Annotated in this window: 17 protein-coding genes and 2 pseudogenes; 7 read left to right on the forward strand and 12 right to left on the reverse strand. The window is 59.0% G+C overall.

Going from position 1 to position 19,625, the window contains the following annotated elements; all coding sequences use genetic code 11:
- Positions 1 to 32: 32 nt before the first annotated feature.
- From ACIGDJ_RS03070 to ACIGDJ_RS03080, 3 genes and pseudogenes are all read right to left on the reverse strand, one after another.
- Positions 33 to 1,616: an EAL domain-containing protein gene (locus ACIGDJ_RS03070; protein WP_397478297.1), complete on the reverse strand. Its 1,584-nt coding sequence runs from the start codon at positions 1,614 to 1,616 to the stop codon at positions 33 to 35.
- A 155-nt stretch (positions 1,617 to 1,771) separates the two neighbouring features.
- Entirely contained in the window at positions 1,772 to 3,412 is a 1,641-nt protein-coding gene (locus ACIGDJ_RS03075; protein WP_312999488.1) for a sensor domain-containing diguanylate cyclase, read from the reverse strand.
- A 337-nt stretch (positions 3,413 to 3,749) separates the two neighbouring features.
- Positions 3,750 to 3,932, reverse strand: a pseudogene (locus tag ACIGDJ_RS03080) (NADP oxidoreductase); the annotation flags it as partial.
- Positions 3,933 to 4,094: 162 nt separating this feature from the next.
- On the opposite strand from ACIGDJ_RS03080, the gene ACIGDJ_RS03085 reads away from it, so the two are divergent.
- Positions 4,095 to 5,054: an EamA family transporter gene (locus tag ACIGDJ_RS03085; protein WP_397478298.1), complete on the forward strand. Its 960-nt coding sequence runs from the start codon at positions 4,095 to 4,097 to the stop codon at positions 5,052 to 5,054.
- A gap of 67 nt (positions 5,055 to 5,121) precedes the next feature.
- Here the strand turns inward: ACIGDJ_RS03085 and ACIGDJ_RS03090 are convergent, their stop codons facing one another.
- The 5 genes and pseudogenes from ACIGDJ_RS03090 to ACIGDJ_RS03110 all read right to left on the reverse strand — a co-directional run bounded on the left by ACIGDJ_RS03090 (position 5,122) and on the right by ACIGDJ_RS03110 (position 9,017).
- Positions 5,122 to 5,412, reverse strand: a complete 291-nt coding sequence (locus ACIGDJ_RS03090; RefSeq protein ID WP_397478299.1) for a hypothetical protein — start codon at positions 5,410 to 5,412, stop codon at positions 5,122 to 5,124.
- 80 nt (positions 5,413 to 5,492) lie between these two features.
- Positions 5,493 to 6,149, reverse strand: coding sequence for a DUF2931 family protein (locus ACIGDJ_RS03095; protein WP_101162548.1), 657 nt, complete (start codon positions 6,147 to 6,149; stop codon positions 5,493 to 5,495).
- Positions 6,149 to 7,690 carry a phospholipase effector Tle1 domain-containing protein gene (locus ACIGDJ_RS03100; RefSeq protein WP_397478300.1) on the reverse strand — a complete coding sequence of 514 codons (1,542 nt, stop codon included), beginning with the start codon at positions 7,688 to 7,690 and terminating at the stop codon, positions 6,149 to 6,151. Before ACIGDJ_RS03100 ends, ACIGDJ_RS03095 begins: the two co-directional genes overlap by 1 nt.
- 138 nt (positions 7,691 to 7,828) lie before the next feature.
- Positions 7,829 to 7,999: pseudogene (locus tag ACIGDJ_RS03105) on the reverse strand (DUF6124 family protein); the annotation flags it as partial.
- Positions 8,000 to 8,450: 451 nt separating this feature from the next.
- Positions 8,451 to 9,017, reverse strand: a complete 567-nt coding sequence (locus ACIGDJ_RS03110) for a nucleotidyltransferase family protein (protein WP_397478372.1) — start codon at positions 9,015 to 9,017, stop codon at positions 8,451 to 8,453.
- Between the two features lie 369 nt (positions 9,018 to 9,386).
- On the opposite strand from ACIGDJ_RS03110, the gene ACIGDJ_RS03115 reads away from it, so the two are divergent.
- Complete coding sequence (locus ACIGDJ_RS03115; protein ID WP_101162552.1) at positions 9,387 to 9,635, forward strand: DUF6555 family protein; 249 nt, start codon at positions 9,387 to 9,389, stop codon at positions 9,633 to 9,635.
- 14 nt (positions 9,636 to 9,649) lie between these two features.
- On the opposite strand, the gene ACIGDJ_RS03120 is transcribed toward ACIGDJ_RS03115, so the two are convergent.
- Both ACIGDJ_RS03120 and bkdR read right to left on the reverse strand, forming a co-directional pair.
- On the reverse strand, positions 9,650 to 10,366 hold the full coding sequence (locus ACIGDJ_RS03120) for a class I SAM-dependent methyltransferase (protein WP_397478301.1): 717 nt from the start codon (positions 10,364 to 10,366) through the stop codon (positions 9,650 to 9,652).
- 158 nt (positions 10,367 to 10,524) lie between these two features.
- Entirely contained in the window at positions 10,525 to 11,013 is a 489-nt protein-coding gene (bkdR, locus tag ACIGDJ_RS03125) for a Bkd operon transcriptional regulator BkdR (RefSeq protein WP_039762201.1), read from the reverse strand.
- A gap of 185 nt (positions 11,014 to 11,198) precedes the next feature.
- On the opposite strand from bkdR, the gene ACIGDJ_RS03130 reads away from it, so the two are divergent.
- The 5 genes from ACIGDJ_RS03130 (at position 11,199) to ACIGDJ_RS03150 (ending at position 17,412) form a co-directional block, all read left to right on the forward strand.
- On the forward strand, positions 11,199 to 12,434 hold the full coding sequence (locus ACIGDJ_RS03130; RefSeq protein WP_397504510.1) for a 3-methyl-2-oxobutanoate dehydrogenase (2-methylpropanoyl-transferring) subunit alpha: 1,236 nt from the start codon (positions 11,199 to 11,201) through the stop codon (positions 12,432 to 12,434).
- A 1-nt stretch (position 12,435) separates the two neighbouring features.
- A complete protein-coding gene (locus tag ACIGDJ_RS03135; RefSeq protein ID WP_064390582.1) occupies positions 12,436 to 13,494 on the forward strand; it encodes an alpha-ketoacid dehydrogenase subunit beta in 1,059 nt (352 codons plus the stop codon).
- Entirely contained in the window at positions 13,495 to 14,763 is a 1,269-nt protein-coding gene (locus ACIGDJ_RS03140) for a dihydrolipoamide acetyltransferase family protein (protein WP_101162560.1), read from the forward strand.
- 4 nt (positions 14,764 to 14,767) lie between these two features.
- Entirely contained in the window at positions 14,768 to 16,141 is a 1,374-nt protein-coding gene (gene lpdA, locus ACIGDJ_RS03145) for a dihydrolipoyl dehydrogenase (RefSeq protein WP_397478303.1), read from the forward strand.
- A gap of 251 nt (positions 16,142 to 16,392) precedes the next feature.
- A complete protein-coding gene (locus ACIGDJ_RS03150) occupies positions 16,393 to 17,412 on the forward strand; it encodes a branched-chain amino acid aminotransferase (RefSeq protein ID WP_039762213.1) in 1,020 nt (339 codons plus the stop codon).
- Positions 17,413 to 17,572: 160 nt separating this feature from the next.
- Here the strand turns inward: ACIGDJ_RS03150 and ACIGDJ_RS03155 are convergent, their stop codons facing one another.
- Together ACIGDJ_RS03155 and ACIGDJ_RS03160 are read right to left on the reverse strand one after the other, a co-directional pair.
- The gene (locus ACIGDJ_RS03155) at positions 17,573 to 18,394 is read right to left on the reverse strand and encodes a TIGR03915 family putative DNA repair protein (RefSeq protein WP_397478304.1); all 822 of its coding nucleotides are present in this window, start codon (positions 18,392 to 18,394) and stop codon (positions 17,573 to 17,575) included.
- Positions 18,391 to 19,611 (reverse strand): putative DNA modification/repair radical SAM protein, encoded by a 1,221-nt coding sequence (locus ACIGDJ_RS03160; protein WP_101162566.1) that lies wholly within the window; start codon positions 19,609 to 19,611, stop codon positions 18,391 to 18,393. Before ACIGDJ_RS03160 ends, ACIGDJ_RS03155 begins: the two co-directional genes overlap by 4 nt.
- Between the last annotated feature and the right edge of the window lie 14 nt (positions 19,612 to 19,625).

The following is a 19,625-nucleotide window of genomic DNA, read 5'->3' on the forward strand; positions in this document are numbered from 1 at the left end:
ATATGTCAATGCAGTTTTTCAGTGTGTTTTTATCAGGAAGCAATCGGAGCCTGGGCAATGCTTGCGTCGGTGCGAGGCCGACTGTCCAGACAGTGCTGTTTGAACTGTGCGCATTCCATGGCTTTCGCGAACAGCCATCCCTGGGCATATCGCACCTGGCTGGCGCGAAGCAATTCGAGCTGCGCCGGAGTCTCAACGCCTTCAGCGACCAGTGTCAGCCGCAACGCGTGGCCCATCTGGATGACGTGAGTGACCAGCAGGGTCTTCTCCTCTGCTTCGCTGATCTGGTCAACGAAGGATCGGTCGATCTTGAGCACGTCCAGCGGTAATTGCTGCAGGTATTGCAAGCTAGAATAGCCGGTGCCGAAGTCATCCAGCGCGACAACAAACCCGGCGCTTCGCGCGCGCTCCAGCGTGATTTTCGCGCACGCCAGGTCGACGAGGCTGCGTTCCGTCACTTCGAGCCATATCTGCGCGGGCTGCACGTCGAGGCGACGGCTTTCATTCAACAAAGTGGGTATCAGTCGCCCAGAACTCACGTCGGCCGCAGCGAGATTCAAGGCCACGTGCAACGAACGATCACTGGCGAGCATGGCGCCAAGGTCTGCGAATACGCGATGGAGCACTTGATCAGTGATCGCTTCAATCAATCCGCTGGATTCGGCCAGTGGAATGAACATGTCCGGATAGACCAGCATGCCGTTGGGTTTTTGCCAGCGAACCAAGGCTTCAGCGCCGATGCAGCGTTGGGTTTCAATTTCAATGATCGGCTGATAATGAACGACGAATTCCTGTCGCCGCACCGCGCGCTCCAGTGCGGCCAGCGGAGACAGCTTGCGACGCCACCAGCGCAGGCTCGCGAAGACCAGGCCTGTGGTGATGGCAAGACCGATCGGCAGCAGATAAAGAACGTGTCGCCCGAGGCTGCGCAACAGTTGCTGTCGAGGGATTGCGGCAATTACGGTGAAGTTGCCTTGGGCCACCAGAGTGTAGAGGAAGCCGTCCTTCAGGCCATGCGTAGGCCCCTCATGCACCAAGGCGAGGAAACTCGCCATGTTCGGGTCCGCCGGGCCGAGCAAGCGGCCCTGACGTGTGCCGACGGCCAGCCTGACGCCTTCATCCAGTACGACTTCGCGAAACTGTTCCGGGTCGACCAGCACGTTGAACGCAGCGAACTGCAAGGCCAGCATCGGCTTGATCAGATCGTTGTCATCGTGCGCATCGATGGATACCTTCACCCCGTCGTCAGTGACGAAATCCTCCGCCCACTGCCTCGAACGAGGCGGCGTGGCGCCCCATGACGTGCAGGCAAACACATCCTCTTCGTAGCCCACCGTCTCGACCGAAAACGTATTCATGGCGATCATGCGCATCTGCTCGATGCCTTGTGGCGAGCAGGGTTCGAGGTCAGTGACGGCAATGCTTTTCAGTGCTTGGGAGGCTTGCGCGAATGTCTGTCTGGCGCGATCGTTGGCAATCGCGGCGAGTGTCTGAAGACGGTCATGGGCCGCGTAGATCGACAGCGTCCAGCTTGCCGCGAAGGTCAAGCCCAACGGGACGATCACCGCAAGGACGGTCAGCAATATTCCCCGCTGCATGATCTTTGAACGCTTCATTTCACCGCCTGAATAAACTGGCCCGTAACGCGCCTTTGCGATGGCTGGACGGTCGCTTGATCGGCACCTGTTGCTGCTTTTAACGTGGATTCGAAGCAGAATCAACAACTCTGCCGATTAGTTGAAAGCCCCGTGACATGCATCAATTGGTTGTCTCATTCGCATGTGCCTGAGGGCAGCGACAGGTGCGACTCCACCCGGTTGCGTCCGCCCTGCTTGGCCCGGTACAGGCATTCGTCGGCTTTCTTGAGCACGATCTCTGCGGTGGTCGGCAAATGTTCACACGTGGCCACGCCGATCGAAGCGGTGATGTGCCCCACCGTCTCAATATCGCTGGTCGCAATGGCCTGACGAATCCGCTCAGCGATGACGCTGGCCGAGGCTACATCGGTTTCCGGCAAAATCAGCAGAAACTCCTCTCCCCCGGCCCGGCAGGCAAGGTCGCCGGTGCGAGAGTGGGTTTGCAGTGTGTGTGCGACCTGCTTTATCGCCAGGTCGCCCTTGTCGTGGCCGAAGGTGTCGTTGACCCTTTTGAAATGGTCGATGTCCAGCGATAAGACCGAATAGGTCCGACCGGCGCGCTCAAGGCCGCGCAACTCTTCATCCATCGCCCTGCGATTGGCCAGTCCCGTCATCGGGTCGGTCAGCACCTGCTGGTTCAGGCGGCCCAGCTTCGCTTGCAACAACTGAACGCCGGCCAGCATCGCCTGGCGAATGGAAAACGCTTCTTGATACCAGGCTTTGACGTGGCGAAGTTGCTCAGTGGCCTGCGGCGCTGACAATTGCCGGGCAATACGCGAGAGCTGGTTGAGAGGGCGACAGACCAGCGAGGTGCCGAACCAGATCAGTACGAAGCCGATCAGAGCGGCAGGCACCATCCCTTCAAAAACATCGCGCATCAAGGTGTTCATGGGCGCCAGACTGACCTCGCGCGGCTGCTGCGCGACCACGGCCCAACCGGCGCCCGGCACTTGAGCGTACCCGGCCAGCATCGCCACGCCCTTGTAATTGCGCACGGTCATTGAACCGCTCTCGCCCCGTAACGCCGCATCCGCGGTTTTGCTCCAGCCCAGGGTGTCGCCAATGCGCGCCGCATCAGGGTGAAAAAGCAGTTGGCGGTCCTGATCGGTGACAAAGACGAAAGTACCTTCGTGCTGAAAATGACGGCTGATCAAGGTGTGCAGTGCGTTGTCTTCGCGCAGATAAACCGAGCCGCCGATGATGCCCACGTAACGCTCAGCTGCGTCGTAAACGGGCTGGGAGATAAACACCACAAGATTGCCGGCGCTCGATGGGTAGGCCGGGCTGATGAAAGGCCGCTGCGCCTCGATGGCCTTGCGAATGGCATCCGAGCTCAACGTCGAACCATTGATTTGCAGGGTGTCCGGGTACGCCTTCAGCACCTTGGCATTGCGATCGATAACGGCGATCGAGTTGAAATCGGCATCCTGTTTTTGCAGGCGCACCGCCTCGGCGCTCATCACATTCGCGTCACCCCAGGCCTTGCCCAGTTCACTGGCGCTGTAACGCAGATGGTTCTGTGCCGAATGAATGAATTCGGAGAGGCTCGAAGCGACCTTTGCTGCATAGGCACTGTTTGATTGCAGCGCATGGTCAATCAAGGCATCGCGCTGCACGCGGTAGGCAGTGACAAGGCTGTTGCCCAACGTCGCCAGAACAGACAGCAATACCAGAGACAGAATGAGCCCACGCAGGTTGAGAGCGACGGCGGGTTGCCTGGCAGCCAGCGTCTCTTCGCTGACTGATTCTTGCGGGGTGTCCGTTCTGTCGATCATCGTCTGCCCTGACAGGTCTGTTTGGGAATGTGCTGCGCAAGCACCTGAGCGAGTATAAGCGCTTGCGCGAGACACGCCTGATCGAGCTCGAAATAAGGAAGTACCTGCCTGCTGCGTCTGGGCTTCAAGCCGGGTCCAGCAACACCCACAACCGCACGATTTCCCCTTCACTGATTGTCGCCACATCAACGCCGCTGACGATTACCGGGCCTGCAGCCAGGCCTGCATGCCAGCGCAGGTAACCCAAGCCGTGTGCTGATTGCTATTTTGCGAATCTGAACCAGACATTATTGAATCCTCGATTGGTCGGTGAAGCCCGGTCGCCCGGGCTCAACGGTTAACCATGCTTGATCAGGTTCAAGGCCGGTAGCGGGCCGCCTGGGAACTGCGCAAGCAGACCCTGCTGCACACCGCCCAGATCGATGCCATAAAAACCCAACTGGTCAATCAGCTCTGCAACCCTGGCTTTGCTGGCGGCATCCTCACCGGAGTAACACAGCACACGCTTGCCGCCCTCGGCAGTCATACGATCTCTGAAACCCAAGCATCGCCCAAGCCATGCCGACAGTATGGTCATTCGAGCTTGCCGCCCCTGCATGATTACGGTACAAATCATGAAGTTGTACGACAACATAATAAAAACCTGAGCCACCTCGAGTGGCTATCACTTTTGAGATCTGCCATGTCCCGCCCTGAATTCGCACCGACCGTACCGCCGCCCTTCCCCCGTTATCTCGCCGTGATCATTCTGTTGTGCATGGGTTGTGCGTTCGCCGGCAACCACGTCGCTGCCCGGGTGGCTTTTGATGATGGCGCGGGGGTGTTGCTGGCGATCCTGATGCGTTCCGGCGGGACCCTGCTGGTGCTCGCGATTATGGTGCTGTGGCAACGACAAAGCCTGCGTCTGCCGCCGGGCGCCTGGCGTTGGCAATTGTTGTTGGGCCTGCTGATTACCGCGCAGAGCCTGTGCCTGTACTCTGCCGTCGCGCGGGTCCCGGTCGCTTTGGCGCTGCTGGTGGCCAACGTATTTCCGATCCTGCTGGCCTTGCTGACCTGGGCATTGGGCGGCCCGCGACCAAGCGCACGCACCGCGATGTTGATGGGCTTGATTCTCGTCGGGCTGGTGTTCGTTCTCGATGTCCCCGGACGACTTTCAGACAGCGCCAGCGTCGGCCCGGAATGGCTGCTGGGCGTTGCGCTCGCCTTCTGCGCTGCCAGCGTATTCGCCTGTGCGCTATGGATCACCGACCACAAGCTGTCGCAGGTGCGAGGCTCGGTGCGCAGCCTGCTGACCATCTTCATCGTCTTCAGCAGTGTCAATCTGGCCGGCCTGACCGGCGCCCTCCCCGGCGGACTCAACCTGCCCGCCACCTCGACCGGCTGGCTGGCCCTCGCCACGCTTGTCGTGCTGTATGGCACCGGTTTTATCGTCCTGTTCATTTCCGTACCCCGACTGGACATGCCGCGCAACGCGCCGGTGATGAACATTGAGCCATTGGCGACGTTATTGATGGGCTGGATCGTGCTGGATCAGATGCTCAGCCGAGGGCAGATCGTGGGCGGAGTGATCGTCGTAAGCGGGATTGTTTTGCTGACGTATCGCAAAGCGGCGGTGAAGGTTGAGGCGAAAGCTGGCGTATGAGGGTTGGCGGCGGTCGCGGAACGCTTCGCGGGTGAATCTCGCTTATCGCCGCCATCTCAATACTGGATCAACAAAATCGCAAGCTATCCAGGTCTATCTGCGCATAGCTTCCTATTTCCCCCTTGTAGAGATAAATCGCAGTCGCCTCCAACTCTGTTTTTAAGAATCCCACCAACGTTCTGAGCTTGGTGCTTGTGGTAATACCAGGGGGCATAACCGTCGCGCTACCGGGTTGGTCATCGTAAGTTCTGACGAGAAACTCATCGACACCGTCCAGAATCAGGTAATTGAAACCCCGATATTCATAGCCTGCGTCGTAGTCGACATCATCGAAACGGTCGACCTTTTCTATTCTCAAGACACCGCCCCGCTAATTCGACTCAGCGAAATTGAAACAGTCTGGCGCATGAAAAGTGGGCGGCGCTCCATCCATGTCATTTACCAACTACCGTACGGGATGCCGAACTTATCAATATATCGCTTGGCCTTCTCGCTCACAGGATAGGCATATTGGCCACCGTTTTTGCCCAACTCCGGCCCCAGCGGTTCCAACTCAGCTTGGGCGCGGGCTACTTTGATCGGGCGTCGACACAGATCCCTCACCCACACCTGGACCACGCCGCCAGGTGCGAGTCCCAAATAGAGTGAGGCCATGAAGCGTGCTGTCTTGTCGGGAGTTTCAGCGCAGCGCTGCTGGGTAGATGTCACCATCACTCGTCTGGCTTCCTCAGGAATATCTACCCAAGCCCGGTAGGTTTTTTGTTCCGGTATAGATTGCCAGCGTACGAAAATTCGCTTGGGCAACTCTGCGCCGATAACCGGTTTCCCCGTACCTCCCACACCTACCCAACCGCGTGCGGATTCTTTGTCGTCATTTGGTTCCGCGCCGCTGGCGTTCCCTCCCCCGGCTCGTAGAAACGTTTTACCGTTTATGTCTTCCACAGAGCTGTCTTCGACCCATACGTTCATGAAATTGGGCTTGATGAACGCCAGTTCCCACCAAGGATATTCGGGATCGTTTTCACCTGAGTTGGAGCTTGTCGCGTGACAACCGGTGAAGGCCAAAATACCCAATAAAGCCAAGAGCAGTCTCATTACCAAAGCTTCCAATCAGCTAGATGAGGGTGTTGCACGCGAATGCCATCTTCCGTTGGTGAATTGATATAAACGGCTTTCAAACCGCTGCCGTCCCGTCTTCCTTGCGGGTGATTCCAGTTGGCAGATGTGTGGATGTATTTCAATTGCAGCAATTGCTCCTCTTCAGAAGTAGTGCTGTAGTCACCGGCGATGAATCTGTCACAGAGCGGTTGCAGTTCCTGGGGAACGGCATACTCAGCGCGTCCGGGAATATCGGTTAGAGGAACACCTTTCTCTTTCGCCAAATGGTACATAACTCTCAAATAAACCGTTGACAGTTTGCCACTGACCGGGCGTTTGAGCTGAAGCCCAGCGTATACACGTTTTTGTTTAGGCCCGAAACGATCTTGCGGATCGGCCGGCAGAGCAAGCGCGGGAGGCGTTACGATCTCCAACAGACCAGCAGGCCATCCTTTTGCGACCCACTGTTTTTTCACCTTCGCGGCGTCCTCAAAGATCGAAGTAGACTGGACGTGAGTGTTACTCCATACATCAAGTGTCTGCATGGGGCTGATCAATACGCACTCTTCGACTTCGTCGAGATAGCTACCACCGATATCCGAATGCACGCCCGGAAAAACAATTTCTGGATAGTCGGGATTGACATTACTGAGGGCGAAATTAGCCCGACATTCATCTCGCGCCACCAAGTGAACGACATGTTGGAAGAACCGACGATCGAGATACAATTTTATGCCCGGAGCAATCGGGCTTTGCACCCTACCTATATTCGTGAAACCGGCAATGGACGGCACGGTCTCGAACAGACCGATGAAGCCCATCCGAATATTGCTGCCGTATTGATCAAGAAAGGTGCGGCTGAAATTATGGGCGTAAGGGCTAAGCAGATCCCTTAACGGCCCCTGCTTGCCCCGTACAATTTCATTGCAGAAATGACGTGCCGCCGCTGCACCTCGACTGAATCCAAAGGTGTCAAAAGTTAGCGAGGCAATTTCACTGTTCGGATTTTCTTGAAGGGCGTGTTCAACAACCTGTTTGATGAATGTAAACGAAGTCTGCACCCGACCGGCGACTCCCGTCTCCCCACGTCCCGTGCCTTGACCGACGATACTGTCTTTCTCGTTGGACTGAGTACCGATACCTTCGATGTATAAGGGGCGTGATACGTGTCTGACCGGCCCTTCCCCTGCAGCAATCGGAGCCTCGTAATACAGATCGGCAAATTTTCTGATATTCGTTGCGCCAGAGCCGTAACTGCTATCCGGATCTCCCATATAGGGCTGACAACTCGGAGGAATATCCTCAGGCGCAATCGGATGCTGAGCACCGCACAACAACCCCGCAGCAGAGTTGTTCGCATTATTCCCGGTGCCATCAAAGAACACCCCAATCCTCAACGCGATCCCGATTTTCTCAGGCTCGCGCGCAGGTTCTTTCCCGTGTTTCTCATACTCGGCCCAGTGTTGGGCGTGTAAGTCGACGGGTTTGGCTTGTTCGTAGCGGTAGTTTTTCGGCGGGTTTGGAACATAGCCACTCAATCCTTGATTCCTTGTTCTGATCCTTGAACAACGGCCCGAAGGGTGACAGTCGAGGCCGGGGGGTGCAAGCCGTGGCCGTGTGCCAGCCATGGCGCAGCCGTGGGTTGCGACGAGGTTTCGCCCTCGTCGCGATGTGGGTTATTTGGCGATTTCGACCTTATCCAAAGCCTGATTTACTGCGATTTCGCCGAGCATGACGACCTGGGCGATGCCGAGCAGGGTTTTGCGGCGCGGGTTGTCGAGCAGCGCGGCGAAGTCGTAGAGCATGGTGGTGGCCGAGCCGAGGGATTCGCTGGCGTTGGCCAGCAACATCACTTGCAGATGATGGGTGGCAGCTGTGTGCGGGTCTGCAAGACCGGGAAATCAGGAACCCGGCAGACCCGAAGGTCTCCCGCACAAAGCAGCCATTGAGCGGACACGAACGAGTGTCCTTTGACGGGGCTATGCGACTGATTTCCGACGGGCTTGCAGACCCGATCACTGGTGAGCAGTGACAGGAATCAAGTTACGGAGGAAACGGCAGACGCACAAGCCGGCGGATTCTGGCGTAGTCGTAAGGAATGACGCAAGGTGTTGTAGCCGTTTGCTTGACGCCTGAGTAATTGTTTAAACGGGCTGAGTGTTTTCTGTTTATTTGGTGATGAAGGGGCTGGCGCCATCGCGAGCAGGCGCGCTCCTTCAAGGGAATTGGAGGCAGACCCATAATCGCCCGGGTGGGCGCTAGCGTTCTCGCCAGCGTATTGACCTGAAGGTGGCGGCATCAACCCTGCGTTAGGAGCGTCAACTTCGGCCAGATCTTGAGCCATCTCTTCGATCGCACGCGCTCCAGAAACACCGCGTATTTATCACTTTCAAATCGAGCGGTCGGCCGCACGTTAAGCGCAAACAGATCCTCAAGCCCCAACGGCGCCGAAACCTCTATGGCCCCCCGCTGATCGAGCCTGACCCCAACCGCCGTCGCTGTTTCGGGCCAATGGGCCATAGCGTCGGCAGACGATTCATAAGGTACATCGGCGTTTCGCTGGTGCATGCGTGCCTGGTTCTTCACCGACCACGACCCGTTCAGGCCGCTACACAACGTTGCAAGCTTGGCCTCCAAGGCTAAGTCCGTTTGCGCACTGATGGCTGCTTTGTCGAACCAGATGACATCAATGTCCTTGGGCAACGGCGAAGAAACGCGTTGATGCAAATGATCCCAAACCAGGCTGCGCACACATCCTGCGGCAACCCAGCTGTCCGGCAAGTTGACTTCCCTGACTGCGTGCAGGATGTGCATCCGGACGGGATCCTCGGCAATCAGATCCCGCAGTAGCGCTTCCAGATTCATCTTTTTCATTCCATTGATCATGGTTGCGAGAGCCTATCAGAGGTCTCGGTTCAGCGCCCCAGCCGGCGCTCTGACCGCAACATTTCGGCCGACAGGCGATGCGGTTCGCTGGATTCCGGCAATCCGGGATGACTGATTGCACGCCTGAAAAAGCTGCGCCCGGAACTTGCCGGGCGCAGGTGCTGCGAGCGACCTGAAGAGTCTGCGCCGGCACTTATGCGTTGATCGTCGAGCAGGTTCTACGGCTCCTGAGGTTCCTCGAAAAACCGCGTTCCAGAGCGTTTCGTGTCGCTGATCATCTGGCCAGAAAATCCTTTGAATTTTTTTTGTCGGACAAAATCATTTACGTATGAGCGTAAGGAGGAACTCATGCGTAGCACCGATATTTTCGTCATCGAATACAAACATCACGACCGGCCAAAATCTTTCGTCATCCGCGCCAAAAGCATGCGCAATGCCGATGCCTGGCATTGGGCGAGCTGTGACGCCGGTATTGCGCCGATTCCAAAACCGGGCAAACCACCGTTGAAAGTTGTCTCCAAGCCTCAGGCCGAACGGTATGGCATTACCGACGTCAAGTGGCGCGAAACAGCGGCAGTGGACTGGACGGAGGCTTAGTTGAACTGTGCTGTTCAAGCGACCCGGCATGTCAGCCATGCGCCCCAGAACAGACTGCTGAAAAACCGCGTCATGTCACCGAACCCCGCGTTATGCAACAACGCCTGAACCGCCGCCTCCGAGTGCGGCGGATCAGCACCTTGCAAAATCTTCCCGAGTTTCGCCTGCACCTCCTCGGCCGTTGCGCCCTGCTGTCGCCAGCGCTGGCTCCACGCTTGCAGCAGCAACGGGTGACTGGCGTAAGCGTAATGATTGCCGGCCACAATCAACGGCGCCCCGGGTTTGAGCCGGGCGTGAATGGATCGCAAGATTTGCTGCTTTGCCGCGTCACCGCCCAGGTGATGAAGCACGCCGATCAGCGTGGCGGCATCGAAGGATGCGTCTGCCGGCAAGTCTTCGACATGGCCGAGATGTATTTGAGTTCTGTGCAACAGATCATTGCCGCGCAAGTACTCGGCTGCGGTCTCCAGCATCGGCTCGGAAGGATCCACCGCGGTGAATTCCCAGCCCGGCTCCAGCGCGGCCATGGCAATGATTTCCTGTGCAGTGCCGCCTGCGCCCACGACTAACACGCGTGCCGAACGCGACGGACCGAGGCTGGCGGCGAGCATGCAGGCGGACAAGTCGTGGCAGGCGTCGTAGCCGGCCAGGGCAATGCGGCTCTGGCGGGCATACTCGTTGGCGCGCGAGGTGTCGAATTTGCCGGCGGCGTCAGCGGTGGGTTGAGTCATGGCGTTTCTCCTTGTCCTTTAAGGGCACGCTACGCCATGAGCGAAGGGAAGAAAAATCCAATGATTTCATGGGGGGCATTCCGTTGGAGAATACGCCGGCCCCGCCGCGAAGACCCGACCCAACATGACTCAGGCTCCCGCACCCAAATGCGGACAGATCAGGTGCCCAGCGTCAAACCATTCGCGGGTAACGGCAACGCCGTCTTGTAGCGCACCTGCTTGAGCGCAAAGCTGGAACGAATGTTCGCCACCCCCGGCACCTTGGTCAGAAAATCCATCATGAAGCGTTCCAGCGACTGGATGCTCGGCACCAGCACGCGAATCAGATAATCGGGGTCGCCAGCCATCAGATAGCACTCCATGACCTCGGGGCGATCCGAGATCGCTTCCTCGAAATGCTGCAGCGCTTCTTCAACCTGTTTCTCCAGGCTGACGTGAATGAATACGTTGACGTGCAGCCCCAACAAGTCCGCGTCGAGCAGCGTTACCTGTTCACGAATCAGGCCCAATTCTTCCATTGCCTTGACCCGGTTGAAGCATGGCGTGGGCGACAGGTTCACCGAGCGGGCGAGGTCGGCGTTGGTGATGCGCGCGTTCTCCTGAAGGCTATTGAGAATGCCGATATCGGTGCGGTCCAGTTTGCGCATGAGACAAAATCACCTGTTTTTTATGCTTGTGCAGATTTTCTATCTGCAAATGGTCGCCAGCGCAACAAAACAGAGAGAAATATTCTTCCTGGCCGCGCCTATGATTGTTGTAGGACAAGATTTCTTCTACCGAGGAATGACTGCCAGCTCACTACAAGAAATTCACAAGATCGAGCGTAGAAGCCATGACCCAAGCGTATGAACCGCTGCGCCTGCACGTCCCTGAACCCTCGGGCCGTCCCGGCTGTAAAACCGATTTTTCCTACCTGCATCTGACCGATGCCGGTACGGTGCGCAAACCTCCCATCGATGTAGAACCTGCCGACACGGCCGACCTGGCGCGCGGTCTGATTCGCGTGCTCGACGATCAGGGCAATGCGCTCGGCCCGTGGGCTGAAAACGTGCCGGTCGAGATCCTGCGCAAAGGCATGCGCGCGATGCTCAAGACGCGCATCTACGACAACCGCATGGTCGTCGCGCAGCGCCAGAAAAAGATGTCGTTCTACATGCAGAGCCTTGGCGAAGAAGCCATTGGCAGCGCCCAGGCCCTGGCATTGAACATCGATGACATGTGCTTCCCGACCTACCGCCAGCAGAGCATTCTGATGGCCCGCGACGTTCCGCTGGTCGACCTGATTTGCCAGTTGCTGTCCAACGAGCGCGATCCGCTCAAGGGCCGGCAATTGCCGATCATGTACTCGGTCAAGGACGCCGGGTTCTTCACCATTTCCGGCAACCTCGCCACCCAATTCATTCAGGGCGTCGGCTGGGGCATGGCCTCGGCGATCAAGGGCGACACCAAAATCGCTTCAGCGTGGATCGGTGACGGCGCCACTGCCGAATCGGACTTCCACACCGCCCTCACCTTCGCTCACGTTTATCGCGCGCCAGTGATCCTCAACGTGGTCAACAACCAATGGGCGATTTCCACCTTCCAGGCCATTGCTGGCGGTGAAGCCACGACTTTCGCCGGACGCGGCGTTGGTTGCGGCATCGCCTCGCTGCGCGTCGATGGCAACGACTTTTACGCGGTCTACGCCGCTTCCGCCTGGGCTGCCGAACGCGCCCGCCGCAACCTCGGCCCGACCATGATCGAATGGGTCACCTACCGCGCGGGCCCGCACTCGACTTCCGACGATCCATCCAAATACCGCCCCGCCGATGACTGGAGCCACTTCCCCCTCGGCGATCCGATCGAGCGCCTGAAACAGCACCTGATCAAGGCCGGCCACTGGTCCGAAGAAGAGCACGCCGCCGTGAGCGCCGAGCTCGAAGCTGAAGTCATCGCCGCGCAGAAACAGGCCGAACAGTACGGCACCCTCGCCGGCGGGCAGATTCCGAGCGCCGCGACCATGTTCGAAGACGTCTACAAAGAGATGCCGGAGCACTTGAAGCGCCAGCGTCAGCAGTTGGGGATCTGACATGAACGATCACAACAACAATATTCAGCTGGAAACCGCCATGACCACGACCACCATGACCATGATCCAGGCCCTGCGCTCGGCCATGGATGTGATGCTTGAGCGCGATGACAATGTCGTGGTCTTCGGTCAGGACGTCGGCTACTTCGGCGGTGTGTTCCGCTGCACCGAAGGCCTGCAGACCAAGTACGGCACCTCGCGCGTGTTCGACGCCCCCATTTCGGAAAGCGGCATCGTCGGCGTGGCTGTCGGCATGGGTGCTTACGGACTGCGCCCGGTCGCCGAAATCCAGTTCGCCGACTACGTCTACCCCGCCTCCGACCAGATCATTTCCGAAGCCGCGCGTCTGCGTTATCGCTCGGCCGGCGAGTTCACCGCACCGATGACCTTGCGCATGCCATGCGGCGGCGGCATCTACGGCGGCCAGACCCACAGCCAGAGCATCGAGGCGATGTTCACTCAGGTCTGCGGTTTGCGTACGGTGATGCCGTCCAACCCGTACGACGCCAAAGGCCTGCTGATCGCCTCCATCGAAAACGATGACCCGGTGATCTTCCTTGAGCCGAAACGCCTGTACAACGGCCCGTTCGATGGCCATCACGACCGCCCGGTAACCCCGTGGTCGAAACACCCGCAAGCCCAGGTGCCGGACGGTTATTACACCGTGCCGCTGGACGTCGCCGCGATCACTCGTCCGGGCAAGGACGTGACGGTGCTGACCTACGGCACCACCGTCTATGTATCGCAAGTCGCTGCCGAGGAGTCCGGGGTGGATGCCGAAGTCATCGACCTGCGCAGTCTGTGGCCACTGGATCTGGACACCATCGTCAAATCGGTGAAAAAAACCGGCCGTTGCGTGGTGGTTCATGAAGCCACGCGCACCTGCGGTTTCGGCGCCGAACTGGTGTCGCTGGTGCAAGAGCATTGCTTCCATCACCTGGAAGCGCCGATCGAGCGCGTCACAGGTTGGGACACTCCCTACCCGCACGCGCAGGAGTGGGCGTATTTCCCAGGGCCGTCCCGAGTGGGCGCGGCGTTGAAACGGGTCATGGAGGTCTGAATGGGCACGCACGTTATCAAGATGCCAGACATCGGCGAAGGCATCGCAGAAGTAGAACTGTCGCAGTGGCACGTCAAGGTCGGCGATCTGGTCGTAGAAGATCAGGTGCTGGCGGATGTGATGACCGACAAGGCGATGGTCGATATTCCATCGCCGGTGCACGGCAAGGTCATCGCCCTCGGCGGTCAGCCGGGCGAAGTGATGGCGGTCGGCAGTGTGCTGATCAGCATCGAGGTTGAAGGGGCTGGCAACCTCAAAGAGTCCGCCACTTCTGTAGCTACCCAAGAGTCCGTTGCGCCGAAAGTGGAAGCTGTTGTCGAGAGCAAACCTGCTCCAGCGGCCCCGCGTCCGGCGGCGGTTTGCCAAGGCCCGATGGTTGCCCGTGAAGCCGATGAGCGTCCGCTGGCCTCGCCAGCCGTGCGCAAACATGCGCTGGATCTGGGTATTCAACTGCGTCTGGTGCGCGGCACCGGCCCGGCCGGTCGGGTGTTGCATGAAGACCTTGAAGCTTATCTGGCGCAAGGTCAGTCCAATGCCTCGGCGCCGGCAGGTGCCGCTTATGCCCAGCGCAACGACGAAGAACAGATCCCCGTGATCGGCATGCGCCGCAAGATCGCCCAGCGCATGCAGGATGCCACTCAGCGTGCCGCGCATTTCAGCTATGTCGAGGAGATCGATGTCACCGCGATCGAAGAACTGCGCGCGCATCTGAATGAAAAACATGGCGCCAGCCGAGGCAAGTTGACCTTGCTGCCGTTCCTCGTTCGCGCGCTGGTCGTCGCCCTGCGCGACTTCCCGCAAATGAACGCGCGTTATGACGACGAAGCGCAAGTCATCACCCGCCTCGGCGCGGTGCATGTCGGCGTCGCCACGCAAAGCGATGTCGGCCTGATGGTGCCGGTGGTGCGTCACGCCGAAGCGCGCAGCCTGTGGGACAGCGCCGCAGAGATCTCGCGCCTGGCCAATGCCGCGCGCAATGGCAAGGCCAGCCGCGATGAATTGTCCGGTTCGACCATCACCCTGACCAGCCTCGGTGCGCTGGGCGGCATCGTCAGTACGCCGGTGCTGAACCTGCCGGAAGTGGCGATTGTCGGCGTGAACAAAATCGTCGAACGGCCAATGGTGGTCAAAGGCCAAGTGGTGATTCGCAAGATGATGAACCTCTCCAGCTCATTCGATCACCGCGTGGTCGACGGCATGGACGCGGCGCTCTTCATCCAGGCCATTCGGGGCTTGCTCGAACAACCTGCCACTTTGTTTGTGGAGTAACGCAATGCAGACTCTGAACACCACGCTGCTGATTATTGGCGGTGGCCCCGGCGGGTATGTAACAGCGATTCGCGCTGGGCAATTGGGCATCCAGACCATTCTGGTGGAGGGCCAATCTCTGGGCGGCACCTGCCTGAACATTGGCTGCATCCCCTCGAAAGCGCTGATCCATGTCGCTGAGCAGTTCCATCAGACGCAGCATCACCATCAGCGTTCGGCGCTGGGCATCAGCGTTTCCGCGCCGAGTCTTGATATCACTAAAAGCGTCGAGTGGAAGGACGGTATCGTTGATCGTCTGACCACTGGCGTCGCCGCACTGCTGAAGAAAAACAAGGTTCAGGTCGTCAACGGCTGGGCAAAAATCATCGACGGCAAAACCGTAGAAGTCGGCGATACGCGCATCCAGTGCGAGCATCTGGTACTGGCCACCGGTTCGACCAGCGTCAACCTGCCGATCCTGCCAATCGGTGGGCCGATCATTTCCTCCACCGAAGCGCTGGCGCCAACCTCTGTACCGAAACGTCTGGTCGTGGTCGGCGGTGGATACATCGGCCTGGAGCTGGGCATCGCCTACCGCAAGCTCGGCGCCGAGGTCAGCGTGGTCGAGGCGCAGGATCGCATCTTGCCCGCTTACGACGCTGAGCTGACCCAACCGGTGCACGACGCGTTGAAGCAATTGGGTGTGAAGCTTTACCTCAAGCACAGCGTGCTGGGCTTCGACGGCACGTTGCAGGTGCGCGATCCTGAAGGCGAAACCTTGAACCTGGAAACCGATCAGGTGCTGGTCGCGGTCGGGCGCAAACCCAACACTCAAGGCTTCAATCTCGAAGCGCTGAATCTGGACATGAACGGCTCGGCAATCAGGATCGACAGCCATTGCCAGACCAGCATGCGCAATGTCTACGCTATCGGCGATGTCAGCGGCGAACCGATGCTCGCTCACCGCGCCATGGCACAGGGCGAGATGGTTGCCGAGCTGATCAGCGGCAAGCGCCGTGAATTCAACCCGACCGCCATCGCCGCCGTGTGCTTTACCGACCCGGAACTGGTGGTGGTCGGCAACACCCCGGACGAGGCCAAGGCTGCCGGGCTGGACTGCATCGTTTCAAATTTCCCGTTCGCCGCCAACGGCCGGGCGATGACCCTGGAATCGAAAAGTGGCTTCGTCCGTGTGGTCGCGCGTCGCGACAATCATGTGATTGTCGGATGGCAAGCCGTGGGCGTCGGGGTTTCCGAATTGTCCACGGCGTTTGCGCAAAGCCTGGAAATGGGCGCGCGGCTGGAAGACATCGGCGGCACCGTTCATGCTCATCCGACCTTGGGCGAAGCGGTGCAGGAGGCGGCGTTGCGGGCCCTGGGGCATGCGCTGCATCTGTAAATCCGTCAAATTGATCGTTCCCACGCTCCGCGTGGGAATGCAGCCCGGGACGCTCTGCGTCCCAACAGCCGAACGCGGAGCGTCCGATGAGGCATTCCCACGCAGAGCGTGGGAACGATCAGTCGAGGGAACGATCAGCGGAGCGAATTCCGGCTGCGAAACCGCTCAAGAATGAAGTATTGTTGTGCCCATCCAAAAAAACGTCAGAAGCCTTGAACCGTTTCGGCGGTTGTTCAGTGATAGAGGGTGTCATGGGTAACGAGAGCATCAATTGGGACAAGCTGGGTTTTGACTACATCAAGACCGACAAACGCTATCTGTCGTACTTTCGCGATGGCGAGTGGGACAAAGGCACCCTGACCGAAGATAACGTCCTGCACATCAGCGAAGGCTCGACGGCTCTTCACTATGGCCAGCAGTGCTTCGAAGGCATGAAGGCCTATCGTTGCAAGGACGGCTCGATCAACCTGTTCCGCCCGGACCAGAACGCCCTGCGCATGCAACGCAGCTGCGCACGTCTGCTGATGCCGACCGTGGACACCGAGCAGTTCATCGAAGCCTGTAAAGCCGTGGTTCGCGCCAACGAGCGTTTCATCCCGCCTTACGGCACCGGCGGCGCGCTGTACCTGCGCCCGTTCGTGATCGGCGTCGGTGACAACATCGGCGTGCGCACCGCGCCCGAGTTCATCTTCTCGATCTTCTGCATTCCGGTCGGCGCCTACTTCAAGGGCGGCCTGACTCCGCACAACTTCCAGATTTCCAGCTACGACCGCGCCGCCCCGCAAGGCACCGGCGCCGCCAAGGTCGGTGGCAACTACGCGGCCAGCCTGATGCCGGGCTCGAAAGCCAAGAAAGCCAACTTTGCCGACGCGATCTACCTCGATCCGATGACTCACACCAAAATCGAAGAGGTGGGCTCGGCCAACTTCTTCGGGATCACTCACGACAACAAGTTCGTCACCCCGAACTCGCCATCGGTCCTGCCAGGCATCACCCGCCTGTCGCTCATCGAATTGGCCAAATCGCGTCTGGGTCTGGAAGTGGTCGAAGGCGACGTGCTGATCGACAAACTGGCGGACTTCAAGGAAGCCGGTGCCTGCGGCACTGCTGCCGTGATCACGCCGATCGGCGGCATCAGCTACAACGATCATCTGCATGTGTTCCATAGCGAAACCGAGGTGGGTCCGGTGACCCAGCAGCTCTACAAGGAGCTGACTGGAGTGCAAACCGGCGACATCGAAGCGCCAGCGGGCTGGATCGTCAAGGTTTGAACTGACGGTTTTTGATGTTGAAAAGAAGCCCTCCATTGAGCGATTGATGGAGGGCTTTTCTGTTGGGGTACAGAAAATCAAAAAATCAAAAGATCACAGCCTTCGGCAGCTCCTACACGGTCTCTGTAGGAGCTGCCGAAGGCTGTGATCTTTTGATCTTCTATTTCAAAGCAATCCGCTTTCCGGCTCGACTGGCAATCCCGCTCGCCTGCCCGTTCTGCTGTTTGCCCATCCGCGCCTGGGTAATCAATCCGGGAATCAACTCACCCTCCGGCAGGTTCTTCCAGAATCTCACCGGCAAGTGTCCTTGCATGACCCTGGGGTTCAACCGCGCCGGGTTGAAGATGTGGCTGTAGTAGGTCAACCACAAATCGCCATGCGGATCATCAACGTTCTGCGCCAGTTGCTGCCATTCAATTGGGCACTGACGCTCGTGAATCAATTGCTCGCCGTCGTAATAAACACCGTCGCGTGGCGTGGCGATCAACCAGCGATGCTGGCCCATACGCCCGATGAAGTGCTCGCTGGCGCTGTGCAGAATGTCATGCGCCGGTTCGTGCCACGCCACATATTGCGGGCCGGGCAGACCCTTCGGGCGCTCGATAAAGCGCACAAACGCATGCAGATGATGGGCTTCGCGGCTGACCTGTTTGATTCGACGCTGCAGTTCGCTGCCGAGTTTATCGCCGGCCATCATCGCCGTGCGGTCGCCATGGCTGACGCGCCACAGCACTTCATACAACAGGCTCCAGCGTTGCTCGCCGCGATAACGCGCCGCTTGTTCGAGGGTGTCGAGCAGCGCGCGCGGGATACGCGCCTGAAAGGGTCCCAGCCCAGCGGGCACGTGATCGTCACCGGCAAACAGATCCCCCACCCCTTCCACCGCCCAGCTCACCAGACTTGGATCGATTTCATGGCTGAGCAACCAGCGTGCTTGCTGGCGCCAGTTGTCGAACAGGTCATCGCAATCAAGACTGATCATCCCCACAACCCCATCTGCTGCGGCATCGGCCGGTCGCGCAATTGCTGATAGAGCATGTGGCTGGTGACTTCAGCCTGTTGCGGGTGGTAATCGCTGGTGATGATGAACGGCTTGGCCTTGGCCAGCACGCAGCGCATCCGCGCAACGTCTTCGTAACGGATGCGGCGCTGGCGACGCAGCTCGACCAGGCGCTCGGTAGTGCGCAAGCCGATGCCGGGAATGCGCGAGATCAATGCCGCGTCGGCACGATTCAGGTCCAAGGGGAACACTTCGCGGTTTTCCAGCGCCCACGCCAGTTTCGGATCGATATCAAGCGCCAGATTGCCCGGCCCCTTGAGCAATTCGTCTGCGCTGTAGCCGTAGCTGCGCAGGAGGAAATCGGCCTGATACAAACGATGCTCGCGCATCAGCGGTGGCGCGGCGAGCGGTACGCTTTTCGGGCTGTCGGGGATCGGACTGAATGCCGAGTAATAGACCCGGCGCAGGCGGAAGTTGCCGTACAAGGATTGGGCGCTGTGCAGGATGGTGCTGTCATCGGTGTCATCGGCACCGACGATCAACTGCGTGCTTTGCCCGGCCGGGGCGAACTTCGCCGAGCGCGGCTCGTTCAACACGGTCTGCACACCGGTGTAGATGGTGTTCATCGCTTGCTTGATCGAGGTGATGTCCTTCTCCGGTGCGAGCGTTTGCAGGCTCGCATCGGTGGGCAATTCTATGTTGACGCTGAGGCGGTCGGCGTAACGCCCCGCTTCTTCGATCAAAGCAGGATCGGCTTCTGGAATGGTCTTGAGATGGATGTAGCCGCGAAATTCGTGCTCTTCGCGGAGCAACTTGGCGACGCGCACCAGTTGCTCCATGGTGTAGTCTGCCGAGCGGATGATCCCGGAGCTGAGAAACAGCCCGCTAACGCAGTTGCGCCGGTAGAAATCCATGGTCAGCGTGACGACTTCTTCCGGGGTGAACCGTGCACGCGGCACGTCGCTGGAACGGCGGTTGACGCAGTATTGGCAATCGTAAAGGCAGAAGTTGGTCAGCAGGATTTTCAACAACGACACACAACGCCCGTCCGGCGTGTAGCTGTGGCAAATGCCCATGCCGTCCGTCGAACCGAGCCCGCTCTTGCCCTCGGAGCTGCGCTTGGGCGCACCACTGCTGGCGCAGGAGGCGTCGTACTTGGCGGCGTCGGCGAGGATGCTCAGCTTGTCGATGATTTGCATGGCGCGGGCTCTTT

The sequence above is a fragment of the Pseudomonas sp. NPDC079367 genome, assembly GCF_044542195.1.
Taxonomy (GTDB): domain Bacteria; phylum Pseudomonadota; class Gammaproteobacteria; order Pseudomonadales; family Pseudomonadaceae; genus Aquipseudomonas.